Genomic DNA, 16,903 nt, shown 5'->3' on the forward strand with positions numbered 1-16,903 from the left:
ATTGTGGTATGAGAAAGGTAAGTACTATTCGCACAATTAGTGGAATTGTATTAACTTTTGGATTGGTTTTTTCGTCACTGCTTGGAATTCCCGCGTTGACGTCAACAGCAATTGCAAGTGAGACATTGCCATCTACCACACCTCTTACCGCACAAACCGCTCACGACATTTCAACTGGCAGAATTCGCCTAGAAAATGGCCAAATTGACCAATTGTTGTATGGAAAGCCAGCTCTAGATCCAAATGAAGACAGCGATGGCGATGGACTTAAGAACAGCGAAGAGCTTTACACGTACACAAAAGATGGACGAACATACTACGGATACAAGTCACATCCTTTGATTAAAGACACTGATGGCGACGGATTAGACGACAAAGACGATAAAAATCCTCGCAGGTGGGATATTAGCCCTCGCGATATGGCTCTGTTTATGGAACTTGCGTATAGGGAGGATAATTACGTAAATAAAGTGCTTGACGACAAGCATGAGCTTACAGAGATTTACAAAGATCGCAACGAATATAAGCTTATGCATAACGAGCTTGCGCCATATTGGAAAGTAAAGAAAACATACCACGAGTCCGATGGCTTTGACGCTGTTCTTTTTGAAAATGTTAATCCTGAATACCCATTTATTGAGCAAAACGGCGTGCAAGTTCTTGGAATCCGCGGAACCCAAGGAGCAAAAGATGCAAGTCTGGACTTAAAGCTATTCTTTGGCGGCGAAATTAGCCAAGCAACCACTACAGAAAAACTTATGGATGAATTAAACAATAATCATCTAGTGAGCAATCTGTACGTTACTGGCCATTCTTTAGGCGGATATTTAACAGAACGTGCGCTTGTTTATGCTAAGCGGAAAAATTACGATTGGTTTACCAAAGCTTATACATTTAATGCTCCAAAAATTAAGGGAAGCGTTTTTAGGCCATCAATGAAGAAACGAGCCGAAGAACTAAACGAACTTACTAAAAAAGGTTACGCTGAGCATTATGCCACAAAGAAAGATACGCTTATAAGCTTTATTGGTCATGTTGATGGTGCAAAAATTATAGACACTGGAAACAATGGTCACAGCTCACGCAACTTCCTAGATAAAAAGATGGACAATCAGCTAGGATTTACCGTTGGAAACAGAAAACAGATTGATGGCACTGGAACTGTAAACCCAGGAGTTACAAAAGTTAAAGAAACTCCAAAGCCTGCAGAAGTAAAGCCTTACGAAGAAACTTACAAGCCAGAAGTTAAAGAAATTCTTCTTGCAAACAACGAGCCTTCACCAAGCGATTTTAAGGATGCTTTAGCAAACGCTAAGGATCTTCCCCAAGGAGCAACTTTTGAAGATGTTACAAATCGCGATTTAATTAACATCTCTAAAGCTGGAGACTATACAGGCAAGCTTAAGATAAAAATAAATGGCACTAAAACGATTGAAAAAGAATTTACTATACGCGTAGTAAATATGCCAGAAGTCACCGTTAAAAGCGATGCCAACCTTCGTTTTGAGCTAAATTCTACATTCCCTAACGATTTTGACGCTAAGAAATATCTTGATGGAGTACCTAGTAACGCTAAAGTTTCTTTGCTCAATACGCCAAATATGAACACTAAGGGCGTACAAGACATTACTGTAAAAGTAAGCTTTGTTAACGGCACTAAGCGAACGGTAAAGATTCCCGTAAAAATCTATGAAGCAACGCCTTGGGCAAATTTGACTCCAGCACAAGAGAGCATTCCGTGGACAGAACTAACTCCAGCAAAGAAATCAATACCGTGGACGGAGCTAACGCCAGCGAAAGAAGTAATCCCATGGATCAACCTAACTCCAGCAACGCCAGTAACGCCAACACCAGCACCACAACCAGAGCCTAATATTCCTACACCACCTCAACCTCAACCTCAACCAAATCCACAGCCACAACCAGAGCACCCACAGACTCCAGTTCCACCTACACCGCAACCAAATCCAGAGCCTGCAAACCCTACAAACAATACAACGCCGCAGACTCATCAAACTCATCAGCCAACCCCAAATGTGGAATCTCATGAGCCGCCTAGCGAGACTAATAGTCCACAAACTCCTAATGCTAACAATAACTCACCAAGCAAAAGCTTTGTGGAAATTAACAACAATACAGAATCGCTCACAAATCAGAAGCAGGCACCAGAATCAACAGAAGTGCCAGAAGCACCAAAGAGCATTGCTGATTTGCTGCCAGAATTAACCAACACTCTAACTGTTGGAAACAATAACATTGCTTATGCAGGAAAGAACAATCAGATTACTGTTTCTCTAAACACAACAGCAGAATTCATGCGTAAATTGCAACTAAACAAAGCAGTAAAAGCATACGCATACATTTATTCAAGCCCTAAGCTTCTTTATAGCGTAAATGGAACAAGGCATGTAACAGTTCGCATCAACAAACAGGGCAAAGCAATATTTGATGCGATTATTCCACAAGAATATAGCGGCAATCACACTATTGTTCTTATCGACGAAAATGGCAAGCAAGTTGCATGGACTAATGTGTTAGTAAAGAAAAACGAATCTTTGCAAAATAATTCTTCAAGTGGAATTGTTTCATCGCAAACACATAGTGCTATGTGTAAACAACAAGCTTCCTAATACTGGAATACAAGTGATTCCAGCTGTTTTTAGCACTGCATTAATACTGTTTGTTTGCACAATCATTACAGCTGCAAAAAAATCACATCTAACTAAATAGCTAATGCAAAAAACTAAATACTAAATACTAGATAAAGACCAGCTTGCAAACAACCAAGCTGGTCTTTATTTATTCACTCAAATGCATTGCATTCCCACAGCGCGCTTAATGGTATTGCCCACAGATTATCTGCCCACTGCATAATTTTTTGACCCATATAAACAACATATCCGCGCTTAAATTCAGGTTTTTTAGAAAGAGCTACAAGCCCCTTAAAATCGTTACGATTCACCATGCTAGAGCTTTTTACTTCCACTCCAACCAGATTCCCACGGAAGCTTAGCACAAGGTCAACTTCTTTAGGACTGCTACCAGTTTCACGCCAGTAGAAGCAATCTGGATGCGTTTTAGACCATTGCACAGCAGGCATAATCTGATTTACAACAAAGCTTTCTAGTAAGTTCCCATACGTAACGGGATCTTCCAAAGGATTATGACCCTTACTGATCATTGTTTGAACACTTAAAGACGTATCGACTGGGTGTATTTTTGCTCTAGTAAAAGTTTGACGATTTGGCGCAGTTTTTATATTCGGTAGATAATTTATTAAGAATCTACGCAAGAATACGCTAATGTAACGCTCAATGGTTCGCCTATCTAAAGCAAGATCTTGACCTATTGAACTCGTATTAAGAATCCCACCAGGCTCACATAGCAACTTATTAAGTATGCTAACAGCCATGCTTCTGTCTAATCGTTCTCCTGGAAGAATGGTATCTCCCAACACTGCAAGAATATCGTTTGAAACAAGCTTTTCTCTCTCCCAAGCCTCGTAAGAATCATATGATTGCTGATATTCTGGGAATCCTCCCGCAGCCATAATTTTATATACTTCTTCTCTGCTTATTTCTTTTTCATATTTAAGATTTGGATTACTTTCTATAAGACTATCTACAATATTTCTACTATTTTGAGTAATTTCACACTGCGTAAAAGGACTCATTGTAAAGTGCTGAGCACGTCTAGCAAGAGGATCTTGACCATCTAGTCCATTGCGATTTATAAGTGCACTACCTGTTAAAACATATTGAAGACTGTTCTCCGTTGAATCATCAACTATTTCCTTTATTGCAAGAGGCAAATTTGGCAGCCTTTGCGCTTCGTCAATAACAACTGGAGTATTAAGATTTTTTAACCAACTATATAAATCTGTTGAAGCGAGCGCAAACGTATTTTCATCCGCAAGACTCACGTATGAGAATCCTTTAGACACAAGCTGATGCTTTGACATCATAGTTTTTCCCACAGCTCTTGCGCCTTCAAGAATCACGACTTTTCGTTTTGATTGAAGAATAGAATCAGCAATTGGTCTAGGAAAATATGCGCTCATAAAAATAAGTGTACACAAAAACGTATTTTTTGTACATCCGATGTACAATTTTTTATACATCCAATGTACAAAAACTACGATTTACACATCTTTTGTCTAAATATCACACACAAAATTCATACCAAAATCAAGGCTTATAGCGTATCAAATGTACTTATTCTTTACTTGCAAAATCATTCTAAACAAAGATATCCCAATATTTAACGCAGCTTCACGTTACTGGTTTTATCAATCACTATTGTTCCGATAAATTAAATATGTTATTCCGCTACTGTTTATGTTATTCCGATAAAACGTTAAAATATAATAAAATGCAACAATGATTAAAGGTATTTTATGTACATAACAGTAAAGCAAGCTGCTGAAAAATGGGGCATATCAGATAGACGAGTAAGAATTCTATGCTCCGAAGGGAAAATTCCAGGAGCATATCAGGAAGGAAGATCCTGGAAAATACCATATGACGCATCAAAGCCAACCGACGGAAGATATAAAATTAGCGAATCGCTAATTCCAATCATAAAAACTAAATTAGAGACCCTTAAAACAAGAAGACCTCTAACTGAAGGAGAATTAGAAAGACTTAATGAAGAATTTCTAATAGAATATACATACAACTCAAACGCAATTGAGGGAAACACTTTAACACTGCGCGAAACAGACATGGTTCTTAGAGGACTTACTGTTGATCAAAAATCATTAAAAGAACATCTAGAAGTTATTGGCCACAAAGAAGCCTTTGATTATGTAAAGCAGCTTGTTAGCGAAAATAAGCAGATAAATGAAAAAGTTATAAAAGACATACATTATTTAGTTTTAGCCAACAAGAGAGAAGATAGAGGTGTTTATAGAAGAGTTCCCGTTCGAATTATGGGAGCTACACATGAGCCACCACAACCATATTTAATCGCTTCAAAAATGGAAGAATTATTGAAAAAATACAAAAACAGCGATGAAGATATTGTTACTAAACTTGCTCGTTTTCATATAGAATTCGAAAGCATTCATCCTTTTATTGATGGAAATGGAAGAGCAGGAAGACTGCTAGTCAATTTGGAGTTGATGAAAGCAGGGTACCCACCAATAGATATAAAATTTACTGATCGCTTGAAATATTATGAAGCTTTTGATGAGTATCACGCAAAACATAACGTGTCTGCCATGGCAAACATGTTTGCAAGATATTTAAATCAAAGACTTGATTTGTATTTGTCTATTTTAGAGTAGTGGCTATTTTTAATTAAAGCTACGCGCAATTGGCTTTACTGTTATTTTCTCAGATAGTTGACTGAACTATTAACAGCACTGTGGTCAAATCTCCGACTTGGTCACAGATTCTGCTTGGCCTATAACTCAAATGCATTGCGTTGCAACCGTGCGATTATAAAACTTGTATACACAAAAAACGTAGTTTTTGTACATCCAATGTACAATTTTTTATACATCCAATGTACAAAAACTACGATTTATGCATCTTTTGTCTAAATATCACACACACTTCAGATTGAAATCAACAAATCACAATCAAACCAAACACAACATATAACAAACACAACATATAACAAACATAGCCTTCTGAATCTTAATTAAACTCAGAAGGCTATTATTTTTAATAAACTGTTTAATCTAGTTATGCTACATAGCTATCTTTTTACTCTTAAAGATGGTTATAGCAGCAATACTTACAACAAGAACAGCAAGAACAATCAATGGCGCAGTGAAATAATTTGTGTAGAATTCACGCACATCAACATCTACGGAATTGATAGTCGCAGCATAAGAAATATACGACAATACGCCTAATACAACATCAACAATTGCATATACATATGCGTTTTTATACAATTCTTTAACTGACTTGCTGCTTTTAACCCAAAGCATTACAGACAAAACCAAGCCTATTAGCATTGATGCAACAGCAACAAGTGCAAACAACATATCTAACATAAAAACCTCCTGCCCAATTAAATCCTCTACCGTATCGGATTTAATACGATTTTAATTTAACTAAGATTTTCGTGTCAATATTAAAAAAAAAAATTATAGAATTTTGCACATTATTTTCACATTTAGCGTATTTTTAAGACATAAGAACAAGCCACAAACGTTGATATATCAACGTTTTCTACATGGAGCGGACAACGGGAATCGAACCCGCCTCTGAAGCTTGGGAAGCTTCCATTCTACCGATGAACTATGTCCGCATGCTCGGTTACTCCGCGATTAATCCTCCAAAATAATCTGCCTACAAACAAGCAAATAAGCGCTCAAGAATCAATCTAAAAAGCAAACCATCTAAGAATATCACGCTCCGCTAACTGCTACAACTCCGCCAGAAACACCTTTGCTGTATTCAACATTGTATTTAGCGCCATTCTTAAAACGAAACACGCTATCGCTATCATGCTCAATATGATCGATTTCTCCACGTGCATCTTCTTGCACAAGACTTTCCATCTTACTAGACATAAGCATTAAAGAGTCAACTCGCTTGTTAACATCTGGCGCCTAGAAAACAGCTTTAAAAGCTTGGAATCGTAGTTTGCAAACGGATTTACAATCATAAGTGAAGCAATAGCTTGCACTCCCGAATGCAAATCCATCTTATGCATCTTAACTCCGTAGGAAATTTTGTTTAGTGCAGAAGCTAAAGCCGCAGGGTCGCCAGTAAGCATACTTGCACTTCGATCTGCATCCAGCTCGCGCACTCTAGAAATCGCAAGCTTAACAAATAGAGAACCGAGCGGCACAAAAATGGCACTTAAAACCTTGCCAATAACTTTTAGTACAGGGCAACGCCTTTTAGCAGATTTTGCACACTCACTTCCCGAATACATAAGCACATACCCAAAATACGTAATAACTGTTGCGATTGCAGATGCAACCGTTGAATTCAAAATATCGTGATTGTAAACGTGAATAAGCTCGTGGCTTACAACACCACGCAACTCGCGCTCGTTTAGAATATTCAAAAGACCACGAGTGCAGCAAATTGTTGCGTGACGTTCGCTTCTACCAATTGCAAAAATATTCGGACTGTCCGTTGGAGCAACATAAAGGCGCGGCATAGGCTTTTCGATTTGCGCAGAAATCTCGCGAACAATGCCGTATAAAACAGGTTCTTCATTCTCGCTAATTTCGCTAGCACGCATAATGCGCGTGGAAACTTTTCCAGAAAGCCAATAAGCACATAAGCTTAAAATTATTGCAATAATTGCAAACCAAACCAGCATCGACAAACGCAATCCAGCAACAATCCACAGCAAAGCAGCAAATAGCCATATTAGAGAAAACAACACTACTGTTTTCAAATTGTTGCAATAGCGCATACCCATGTTGCCAAACATGATTTTGATTTTAATAATCGCAACTGTAATTTTGCTGAATGAAAACTGTGTATTTAATGTTTATGATTTAACACACTTAAAACAGGTGAATAAATGTTGAAAAGTGGCCACTTTCTGCGCAATTTGGCTACAGTTTAATGGCCACTAATCAATGTTTACTAATCAATATTTACTAATCAATGCGTACGCTCAATATAAACTATTGTTTAATTTCCGCTATATCCATAAGCATTTGTTTAGATACGACTTTTTTGCGAGCGCGATTTTCCGCTAATCCAGATTCCACCTCGAAAGCATCAATCCTCTTCCACCCTTCAAAATCAACCACTTTGACTCCTCTAGATTCAAGAAGATTTTCAATAGACTTAGGGTCTCTATCTGTTGCCAATCTGCCAGGAAGCGCAGGAATCTCAGGAAGCGCAGGAAGCGCGGTTTCACATTCTTCGGTCGAGCTTTTTGCCAAGTCTTCCAGCATATTTTCAACGACTTGCAAAGCATCCGACTTTGTAGAACCAATCAACCCGACTGGCCCTCGCTTAGCCCAACCAGTTGCATACAAGCGTGGGCAAACAACCCCATTTTGCGCAGAAGTTAAAATCCTGCCATCTCTGTTTGCAAGAAGTGCGCGAGAAGAATCGTAAGCAACTCCACTAACTTGCGCAGGCTTATATCCAATCGCATGGTAAACTGCCTGAACTGGATATTCTTCAAACTCACCAGTGCAAGTCATTTTGCCATCCGCGCTTGTAGCCGTGCGCTCTACTCGAATCGCACACACTCGCCCATCTTTGCCTAAAATCTCAACTGGATTTGCGTTAAAGTGAATAATGTAGCGCCTATTTGCAGTATTGCCCTCAAAGTCAACGTTTCCACCATCTTCCATATCTTCACTCAAATCGCGTATAGCAAAAAGCTCTTCTACCATTTGGCGAGTCAATTTGTCTTTTCCAGCAACATCAATTGTTTCGTCGTCCAGGTCAAAATCGCTTTCGTTTACAACTATTTGCACACCAGAAAGCTTTTCCATCTCACGCAATTCTTGCACGGAGAATTTAGCTTGAGCAACGCCTCGTCGAATAAACAAGTGAAGTGTTTTAGCCTGGTTTTTAAGTAAACCATTGTAAACGTCGTCGGAAATATCCGTGTGCTCTCTAAGATAATCAGCATCTCGCAAAAGCTCGCGCGCAACATCCATAGCAACGTTTCCGCCGCCAATAACAGCCACTTCGCTTGCATCAAGCGGCCACGTACGCTCGCTGGTAGGATATCCGTCGTACCATTCCACAAACTTTGCAGCGCCATACACGCCGTTCAACGATGCTCCTGGAATATTAAGCGGCTTATCTTCTACAGCGCCCGTAGCAAAAAGAATTGCGTCGTAGCGCGGCAATAAATCTTCTAGTGTAATATCTTTGCCAAATTCAACATTCGCATACAAGTGAATATTTGGATTATCAAGCGTTTTAGCTAATGCATCTGCAATAAATTTTATACTCGGATGGTCTGGAGCAACGCCATATCGAACCAGGCCAAATGGCACTGGCAACTTTTCAAATAAATCGATTCTAGCGGCCGTACCCAAGCCCATGCCGTCGCCTAGTTTTTTAAGCTGACGAAGAAAAATATCTGACGAGTAAATTCCAGCAGGCCCCGCGCCAATAACTGCGATTCGCAATTCGTGCGAATCCGCATTATAATTCGTTTCCATAAATTTTCCCATGTTGTTATTCAAATTTTGTTATTCAACTTTTGTTATGTTAAAACATTACATTTTGCGTGTTTCGAGCATTCTTAAGCCTAATCTTTTTGAAGATTTACATAATCGCTTCCTTAAATGCTCCACTACTTAGACTAGCGCCTTGATTCATTCAAGAAAAGAGCAAAGTGAATATTGTCACTTACGCACGTTTGCCTTTCAACGCTGTTAGCGCCCACAAAATTGACACAACATCAATCATCTCTTGCATCATAGCTCCAAGAACGGCAGGAATCAGCCCAAAAGCAGCCGCAATCATGCTTATAACAGCCAAACCAATTCCCAACATAACAGCTTGAATCATAACTCTCTTCGTGTGTTTTGCAACGCTTACAGCGTTTGCTACAGCATAAATGTTGTTGTTCATAATCACAACTTGCGCGCACTCCGAAGCTGCTGTATCCGTGCCATCTGTTAAAGCCACACCAATGTTTGCTGCAGCCAAAACTGGAGCATCATTTACGCCATCTCCAACCATCATTGTTACGCGCTTATCTTTTTTCTTATGCATAAAGCTGCTAAAGATGCCAAAACTGCCGCAATCTTCTTCGCTTTTGTAATCACTATAGTGCTGTTTTATGCACTCAAGTTTGTCTTGCGGTAGCAAATTAGCCTTTACTCGCTCAATCCCAACGCTTTTTGCTATTGTTTGAGCAGCTTGCAAGCCGTCTCCTGTAAGCATGCTTATTGAACGAATGCCAAGCTCCTTTAGTTTTTGAATCGTTGATTTTGCATTTTCTCTAGGCACGTCTTTTAGAACGATTCGACCAACAAGTTTGCCATCAAAAGAAACGTATGTTGCCATTTCGTCGGCAGCAAGTTTTTCAAAGTTGCTTTCTATTTTTGATATATTTTTTGCGTTTTCTATATTTTCTATATTTTCTACATTTGCATGTTTGGCTTTATCTTCGGCTGCTTGCGACTTTTCCGCGAGCTTGCCAGGGCACGCATTCAAAACGTAGCTTTTTCGCCCAACTCTAACGTTTATACCATCCACACTTGCGCATATACCTTGCCCAGCAGTTTCTTTAACACCGCTTATAACTGGATATTCGCGAACGCTTGGAAGTTGCGGAATAGCAGATGGATGCGCGTTTTGCCAAAGATCTGCTCCAGCTTTTGCAATTCCTCCTGCAAGAATGTGCTGCGAGTAGGTTTCCAAAACACCTGCAAACATTAGGATTCTATTTTGCAACCCACTATTTTCTTGATTTACGCCATCTTTGCCATCTGCGCTATCTGCGCTATCTTCGCCATCTTTATGATTCGCTAAATCCACTCTAACAACTTGAGGCTGCTTAACAGTAAGCGTTCCTGTTTTGTCGAAGAAAACATCACTTACACAACTTAATTGCTCTAAAACATCCTGACTTTTTACAACAATCCCAAGCTTTGCAAGCCTTCCCGTTCCTGCCATAAATGCCACTGGCACAGCGATTAATAGCGGGCAAGGCGTAGCTAGCACCAACACTTGCGCAAATCTTAAAGCCTGACCAGATGCAGCCCAAGCGCTAAATGCAATCACAAAAGAAATCACCGTAAAAGGCACGGAAAGCATATCCGCAAATCGAACCACAGCAGCCTTGGAACTTCTTGCAGATTCCACCAACTTCATGATTTTTTGATATTGCGAATTTTGCGATAACTTAGTTACGCGCATAATTAACACAACACCGCCATTTACGCACCCAGACAACACTTGCGCGCCAGCAAACACTTCACGCGGAAGCGACTCGCCATTTATTGCGCTTGTGTCTAAAACCGCAGAACCGCTTAAAAGCTGACCATCTACAGGAACCGTTTCTCCTGGAAGCACAACTATTACATTGCCAATTTTTAGATCTTCAACTGGAACTGTTTTGTATCTTTGCAATTGGCTAGAAGACTTTACATCTTGCAATATTGGGCATTCTTTAGAGTTATTGTTACATTTTTTACACGATTCACAACTAGTAAAATCTTTAGGTTCTTGCAATGCCTCTAGCGAAGATTCATCGCTTACTTTTCTAAAATGATTATGATCAAGCAGAGCACATTGCTCACAAGATTCACCGCACACTATTCCAGGAAGTGTCATTAAATGCGCGGTTTGAGGAGACGCATTTACTAAAAGCGACAGATTTTTTTGCGCTGCATCTTGCGCAAAGTCTTCGATTGCACCGCCTGTAAACACCATTACAACAATCAAATAACTTGCCCAAAATTCGCCTATACAAAGCGTTGCGAGCAATGCAACAAACGCAAGCAAGTCAATTCCAAGCGTGCCATGCGCCAAATCATCAATCATACTTAAAAGCGACTTAGCACATGTGTATAAAACTAAACATGTTATTATACTTTGCCCGATTGTAAGGCTTATTTGCGCATTAAAATCAACGTTTATTAGTGAAAATAGTTGATTTAACGTCTTGCTTATAGCTTTGCAAAAATCGAGTATAAAACTTAGATTGCTAGAATAAAACGCCGCAATAAACGGGAACAAAACTAAAACGATTACTAATTGAGGAGCACGACGGCAATACGCTAAAAGTTTACGCATACACTTTCCTTACGCTGATCAGGTTAACCGCGTTAAACGCTGCTAACACACGATTTCACGCCTTGTTAACCCATTGAGCAGCTATTTATAAGATTTATAACAGTAAGCCCAATACACGGCGTAAGAGGTTATATTGACTTAACAAATTTAGTTTACCAAAAGGCCTAGATGAGAAGCATTCTCATATAGCAAGACGCGCGCAAGCACAACAAACACCCCAAAACACAATACGGACCCCATGCATGAAAAAAGGGCTTCTAGCAAATGCTAGAAACCCTATTTGTGGAGCTAAGGAGACTCGAACTCCTGACCCTCTGCTTGCAAAGCAGATGCGCTACCAGCTGCGCCATAGCCCCATTGGAGAAAAAGAACAAGATGTTCAATTTCGTGGGCCCGGGAGGACTTGAACCTCCGACCTCATCCTTATCAGGGATGCGCTCTAACCACCTGAGCTACGGGCCCAACTTGTATGTTGAAAACATACAAGTAGTTAGATTAGCACATGAAACAAAAATGTCAAATAGCAAATCTAAGCGTGTCGCAAAATTATTCTACAAAATTACTCTAAATGACTGCGCATAAACCACTGGAACTTTTCAAGCTGCTGAACATGGTCTTGAATAATATTTGAGCTAACAATATCAAGATTATCAAGCTGTGCAATGGCATTTCTATCGTCCGCAATCATATCGTTGTAATACTCAATTAATGCTTGCAAATATTCTTTAGTGGATTTTCTGCCACTAAGAGAAAAACGCTTCCATGTGCGCGATGCAACAATATCGTCCGCGCGACCCGATGGCGAGCCTCCAAGCGTTGCAATTCGCTCAGCTGTCTCATCTGCTTGAGCCAAAACTTCACTAACTTGAGGGTCAAGCATTTCGTGAACTGCAATAAAGTCTGGGCCTGTAACATTCCAATGCGCATGCTTTAAGACTAAAGCAGCTTCCTGCTCGTGGCTTAAGCGATTTTGCAAAACCGCAATAGCTTTTTCGCTAGAAACTTCGTCTAAACCTGGCACAATATGCATTAAAGCCATAGTATCCTCCATTTTTTGTTTTTTATTAATTTTTGTTATTGATTTTGTTCAAATCTTTATTTTGCTCTGTTTTTCTAACTTCAATCGTAGCAATTCTACGACCATCCACTTCTGCAACAGTCATATCGTAGCCATCCGCATCATGCAAAACAGCGCCAACCTTACCCATCGAGCCTGTGCGAGCCAGAAAATACCCTGCAACCGTTTCGTAAGGGCCATCTTCCAATTCGATTCCAGTAACGTCTGCAAAGTCTTCAATCGTCATTCCGCCATCAACAGTAGCTACTCCGTTTACAAACGCTGTAGACTTGCTATCGCGGCTTAAATCCGACTCATCTGGCAAGTCGTACTCGTCTCGAATATCTCCAACAAGCTCCTCGGTCATGTCTTCAAGAGTTACAATGCCATCCGTTCCACCATACTCGTCAATAACAACCGCAAGATGAACCCCTCGCTTTCTAAGAAGCTCAAGACTTGGGAGCAACTTAGACGTTCCAGGAAGACTTATTCCCTCTCTAGTTACGTCTGCTACTGTTTTTGCGTTTGGATCTTTAACATCCAGCAAATCTCGAACGTGAACAAATCCAATAACATCATCAAAATCCTTGCCTGTTACTGGGTACCTAGAGTACGGAAGCTCGCGAATCTTTGCAGCAGCATCTTCTAGACTTAGTGAGCCATCCAAAAACTCAACGTCTGCACGAGGACGCATGACTTCTGCAACAATCGTCTCGGAAGCGTCAAAAACATCGTCTAAAATCGTGCGCTCATCTTGACTAAGTTTTTTATTGGAATTAACTAAAACGCGCAACTCTTCGTCGGAAACTTCACTTTCTTTTTCGTTTGGATCGAACCCAAGAAGGCGCACAAAACCGTTGGTATTCTTAGCAATCAACCATATTAGGGGCTTGCATATTTTAGAGAACACGTCTACTGCAGGAACAACAGTCCTTGCGATTTGCTCCGATCGCTGCATTGCGATTCTTTTTGGAACAAGCTCAGAAATTACGATTGAAAAATACGATATTATAAGCGTTAAAACAATAGTCGTAAGCGGGCCTGCTACATGTTTTGAAACACCCCAAGACTCCACTAATGGCACAACATGAGGTGCTATTGCAGATTCGCCAAAAGATGCCGAAAGAAAACCAGAAAGCGTAACTCCGATTTGAAGAGTGGAAAGAAAAGTGTTTGGATCGCGGGCGATTTTTGCTACGCGCGCTCCTCGCGCATCCTGAGCTTCCATGCGATCCAGCTGCGACGATCGCAAGTTAACAAGCGCAAGTTCGGTTGCTGCAAATATGGAACCAAACAAAAGGAACACAACAATGAGTGCAATGTTAAAACCCAACGACATACTTGCTATCTTAGTTGAATTTAGCTCATATAAAAAGTGCGTATAAAAGCAATGTTAATAATGTTGATAATATGCGGATAATATGCGGACAATAAACAAATACGCGCAATCAAGTTCTATAGAAATACCCCGAAGGCGCTTTATTCAAATCGCTAGCGGATTCAACTTTAAGAACAATTCCATCTTGCGAATAACCTTTTAGCCCAACTTTCCCAAGGGCTATTTTGGCTTTAACAACAACCCATTGATGATGCTCAAATCGCATATTTTTGGGCATTTGTGCAACAAAACCAAACGGGCTCATATCTAAAATGCAACAAGACATAAACTGTCTAGATATGCGAACTTGATCTTTAGAAAGCGTAGATTCTTTGCTTATAAACCCTTTTACAACAATCGTATAATCTTTGTATTTATCAAAATTATGGTCAATTTCGTTGTACCAATTGCCAAAATCATCGTCTGCAACAACAATTTTTTTATTAACTACATCTAATCCGCTTAAATTTTTTTTATTATTTTTACGATTAGACGCGATTGCTATTGCGCGACCAGAAGCATACTCGTCAAAACCTGCAGACTTTGCAAAACCGCTCGCAAGCGACGATTGAGACATTTGAAGTGGAATCAAAATAATAAGCATTGGCACTACAATTGAAACCATTATTTTTTTGCAATCTTTAGCATGTGCAGGGAAAAGTCCAAAAAGTGAGCAAATTCCCAAAACCAAAAGCAAAATCGCAGCAAAAATAAGATAAGCAAACGCGCGCGGAGTAGTCAAAATTGCATAAGATCCACTTAGAGCACTGTGCATTAAAGTTGCAGAAAAACAAAATAAACACAATGCTTGAATAATGCTTGCAAATGTTATTTTTTTAGACAATTTTGCAGAATTTGCGGAATTTGCGGAATTTATATCACTCACAGCATTACTCCCCACGCAAAATGAACAATAAGCGCAGCAAACAAACAGAACACAACAATCGTTGCAATTAAGCGCAAAACAAAGCTAGTTTTGCAATCTTCAACAAGCATAAGCGTATTTTTTATGTCTAGCATTGGCCCAAAAAGCAGAAAAACAATTACTGAACTCATTGGAAGCGAGGAGGCCAAAGAGCGCGCGATTACAGCGTCGGAACTGGAGCAAAGTGAGCTTGCATACGCTATTAACATCATTGCTGGAATTGCCACAAAAACAATTGTTGTATTAACCTTTGATGCAGGATCTGCACCAAGCCAAACGCGAATAATCGAAGCAACTATCGTTCCAAACAAAATTATTGGCATTAGTCGCATAAAATCTGAATAAATGTGATGTGCGTAAGTTTTCAAACTATTTTTAATACCAGACTTAAAGCTGGAAGAATTTTTATACGAAGAATGGCCACTTTGCGACTTATTGCAGCCGCCGCAATACGCACAATCCGCACAATCCGAACAATCAGCGCGAACTTTTTCCAATACATTTCGCCTTAAAACTTGCGACTTTACAGGAAAAATCACAAAGCTAACACCCACTAAAAGAGCCACACCAACACCCAAAGCCACTCGAGTTACAGCAACTGCTGGAACGTCCGCAAACGCGTACCAAGTAGCCCAAATAGAAACAGGATTTACCACTGGAACAGCGCACAAAAACGTTACAGCACAAGGCAATGGCAGCTTTCGCGCAACAAGACGAGAAAAAGTTGGAACAACAACACAATCGCAAACAGGAACGCACACACCTGCAAAAATCGCAGCCAAAAAGCCGTTTGCAATAGACTTTGGAGCGTGTTTTTCAATAAAATCTTCCGTAACCCATGTTTCTACAGCAGCGGAAACAAGAACACCAATTAGCGTAAAAGGAACAGCTTGCAAAAGCAAGCCAGAAACACCCCTAATAACAGTGTTTACAGGCAACCACGGGTTGCGCGCTTGCAAAGCTGGAAGCATTGCAATAATAAGAGCTACAAAAGGCACTCCTGCAATCAAAAAAAGATAGTTTGCAGAATTTGCTTGTTTTGCTTTACTTGCTTTTTCTACTTGGCTCGTTGTTTTTGCTTCGGTTTCTGTTTTTAGCATGACAACACTTCCACCAAGCCGTCACTCATTCGATACCTTGCTCCAACAAGCATCAAAGCGTCTTTGAAAACAGCTTCGCGAATTATTTGTGATTTTTCGCAAATTTCAGCCAAAATATTAGACACGTGAATACGTTCAATATCATCTGTATCTAAATTTTCCTCAACACCTGCGAGCGCAGCAGGCCCTAAAGAACGCAGTAATATTGACTCGCTCGACTCAATTGTTTCGCTTGTTTTATCTTCGCCGTATTCAGAAACCAGCTTTTGCACGTTCGGCAAAACAGCCTGTACAGCGCCGCAATGCTCATGCCCAAGCACAACCAACACTTTTACCCCCAAATCACTTACAGCGTATTCTAGCGAAGCTATTACGGCATCATCCAACACTTCTCCAGCTGTGCGAACAGAAAAAATATCGCCCAAACCAGCGTCGAATATAAATTCTGGAGCAACTCGCGAATCTGCGCACGAAAGCACAACAGCTCCAGGATGCTGACCGTCAATAAGTTTCATGCGCGATTCTGAATTTACGCCTGCATGATCTGAATTGCCGTCTGCAAATTTGCGATTCCCTGCAAGCATTGCGTTTAATACCGATGTAGCTAAAACTGAATCTTCATTAGCAAAATCTTCGCTGACTTCTTCTTGCATTATTACCTCCTACACTGGCATTGGCAATATTTTCAGTTGCTTAAAGTGTAAAATTTTTGACTTAAAATATATTGTATCTTTCGTAGTA

General features: G+C 40.0%; 10 protein-coding genes, 3 tRNA genes and 2 pseudogenes. 2 read left to right on the forward strand and 13 right to left on the reverse strand.

Going from position 1 to position 16,903, the window contains the following annotated elements; translation table 11 throughout:
* Window positions 1–8: 8 nt before the first annotated feature.
* Window positions 9–2,730 (forward strand): annotated as a pseudogene (locus NYP69_RS04430) (Rib/alpha-like domain-containing protein).
* Window positions 2,731–2,803: 73 nt separating this feature from the next.
* Here NYP69_RS04430 and NYP69_RS04435 read toward each other — a convergent pair.
* On the reverse strand, window positions 2,804–4,060 hold the full coding sequence (locus tag NYP69_RS04435) for an ATP-binding protein (protein ID WP_473413079.1): 1,257 nt from the start codon (window positions 4,058–4,060) through the stop codon (window positions 2,804–2,806).
* A 336-nt stretch (window positions 4,061–4,396) separates the two neighbouring features.
* On the opposite strand from NYP69_RS04435, the gene NYP69_RS04440 reads away from it, so the two are divergent.
* Window positions 4,397–5,287 (forward strand): Fic family protein, encoded by an 891-nt coding sequence (locus tag NYP69_RS04440; RefSeq protein ID WP_020757056.1) that lies wholly within the window; start codon window positions 4,397–4,399, stop codon window positions 5,285–5,287.
* A gap of 408 nt (window positions 5,288–5,695) precedes the next feature.
* Here NYP69_RS04440 and NYP69_RS04445 read toward each other — a convergent pair whose 3' ends face one another.
* From NYP69_RS04445 to NYP69_RS04500, 12 genes and pseudogenes are all read right to left on the reverse strand, one after another.
* Window positions 5,696–6,007, reverse strand: a complete 312-nt coding sequence (locus tag NYP69_RS04445; RefSeq protein ID WP_014554263.1) for a hypothetical protein — start codon at window positions 6,005–6,007, stop codon at window positions 5,696–5,698.
* A gap of 183 nt (window positions 6,008–6,190) precedes the next feature.
* A tRNA-Gly gene (locus tag NYP69_RS04450) sits at window positions 6,191–6,264 on the reverse strand.
* A gap of 100 nt (window positions 6,265–6,364) precedes the next feature.
* Window positions 6,365–7,407 (reverse strand): annotated as a pseudogene (locus NYP69_RS04455) (M48 family metalloprotease).
* Between the two features lie 199 nt (window positions 7,408–7,606).
* Window positions 7,607–9,115 (reverse strand): FAD-dependent oxidoreductase, encoded by a 1,509-nt coding sequence (locus NYP69_RS04460; RefSeq protein WP_473412979.1) that lies wholly within the window; start codon window positions 9,113–9,115, stop codon window positions 7,607–7,609.
* 190 nt (window positions 9,116–9,305) lie between these two features.
* Complete coding sequence (locus NYP69_RS04465) at window positions 9,306–11,702, reverse strand: heavy metal translocating P-type ATPase (RefSeq protein WP_473412980.1); 2,397 nt, start codon at window positions 11,700–11,702, stop codon at window positions 9,306–9,308.
* A 283-nt stretch (window positions 11,703–11,985) separates the two neighbouring features.
* A tRNA-Ala gene (locus tag NYP69_RS04470) sits at window positions 11,986–12,058 on the reverse strand.
* 32 nt (window positions 12,059–12,090) lie between these two features.
* Window positions 12,091–12,164, reverse strand: a tRNA-Ile gene (locus NYP69_RS04475).
* A gap of 97 nt (window positions 12,165–12,261) precedes the next feature.
* Window positions 12,262–12,741, reverse strand: a complete 480-nt coding sequence (locus NYP69_RS04480; protein ID WP_004132408.1) for a Dps family protein — start codon at window positions 12,739–12,741, stop codon at window positions 12,262–12,264.
* A gap of 25 nt (window positions 12,742–12,766) precedes the next feature.
* A complete protein-coding gene (locus NYP69_RS04485; RefSeq protein ID WP_004131228.1) occupies window positions 12,767–14,098 on the reverse strand; it encodes a hemolysin family protein in 1,332 nt (443 codons plus the stop codon).
* 109 nt (window positions 14,099–14,207) lie between these two features.
* Complete coding sequence (locus tag NYP69_RS04490; protein ID WP_004132407.1) at window positions 14,208–15,023, reverse strand: TIGR03943 family putative permease subunit; 816 nt, start codon at window positions 15,021–15,023, stop codon at window positions 14,208–14,210.
* Complete coding sequence (locus tag NYP69_RS04495) at window positions 15,020–16,162, reverse strand: permease (RefSeq protein WP_004132405.1); 1,143 nt, start codon at window positions 16,160–16,162, stop codon at window positions 15,020–15,022. Before NYP69_RS04495 ends, NYP69_RS04490 begins: the two co-directional genes overlap by 4 nt.
* A complete protein-coding gene (locus NYP69_RS04500; RefSeq protein ID WP_115757084.1) occupies window positions 16,156–16,815 on the reverse strand; it encodes a carbonic anhydrase in 660 nt (219 codons plus the stop codon). Before NYP69_RS04500 ends, NYP69_RS04495 begins: the two co-directional genes overlap by 7 nt.
* Window positions 16,816–16,903: the final 88 nt, after the last annotated feature.

This window comes from Gardnerella sp. c17Ua_118, from assembly GCF_055804255.1.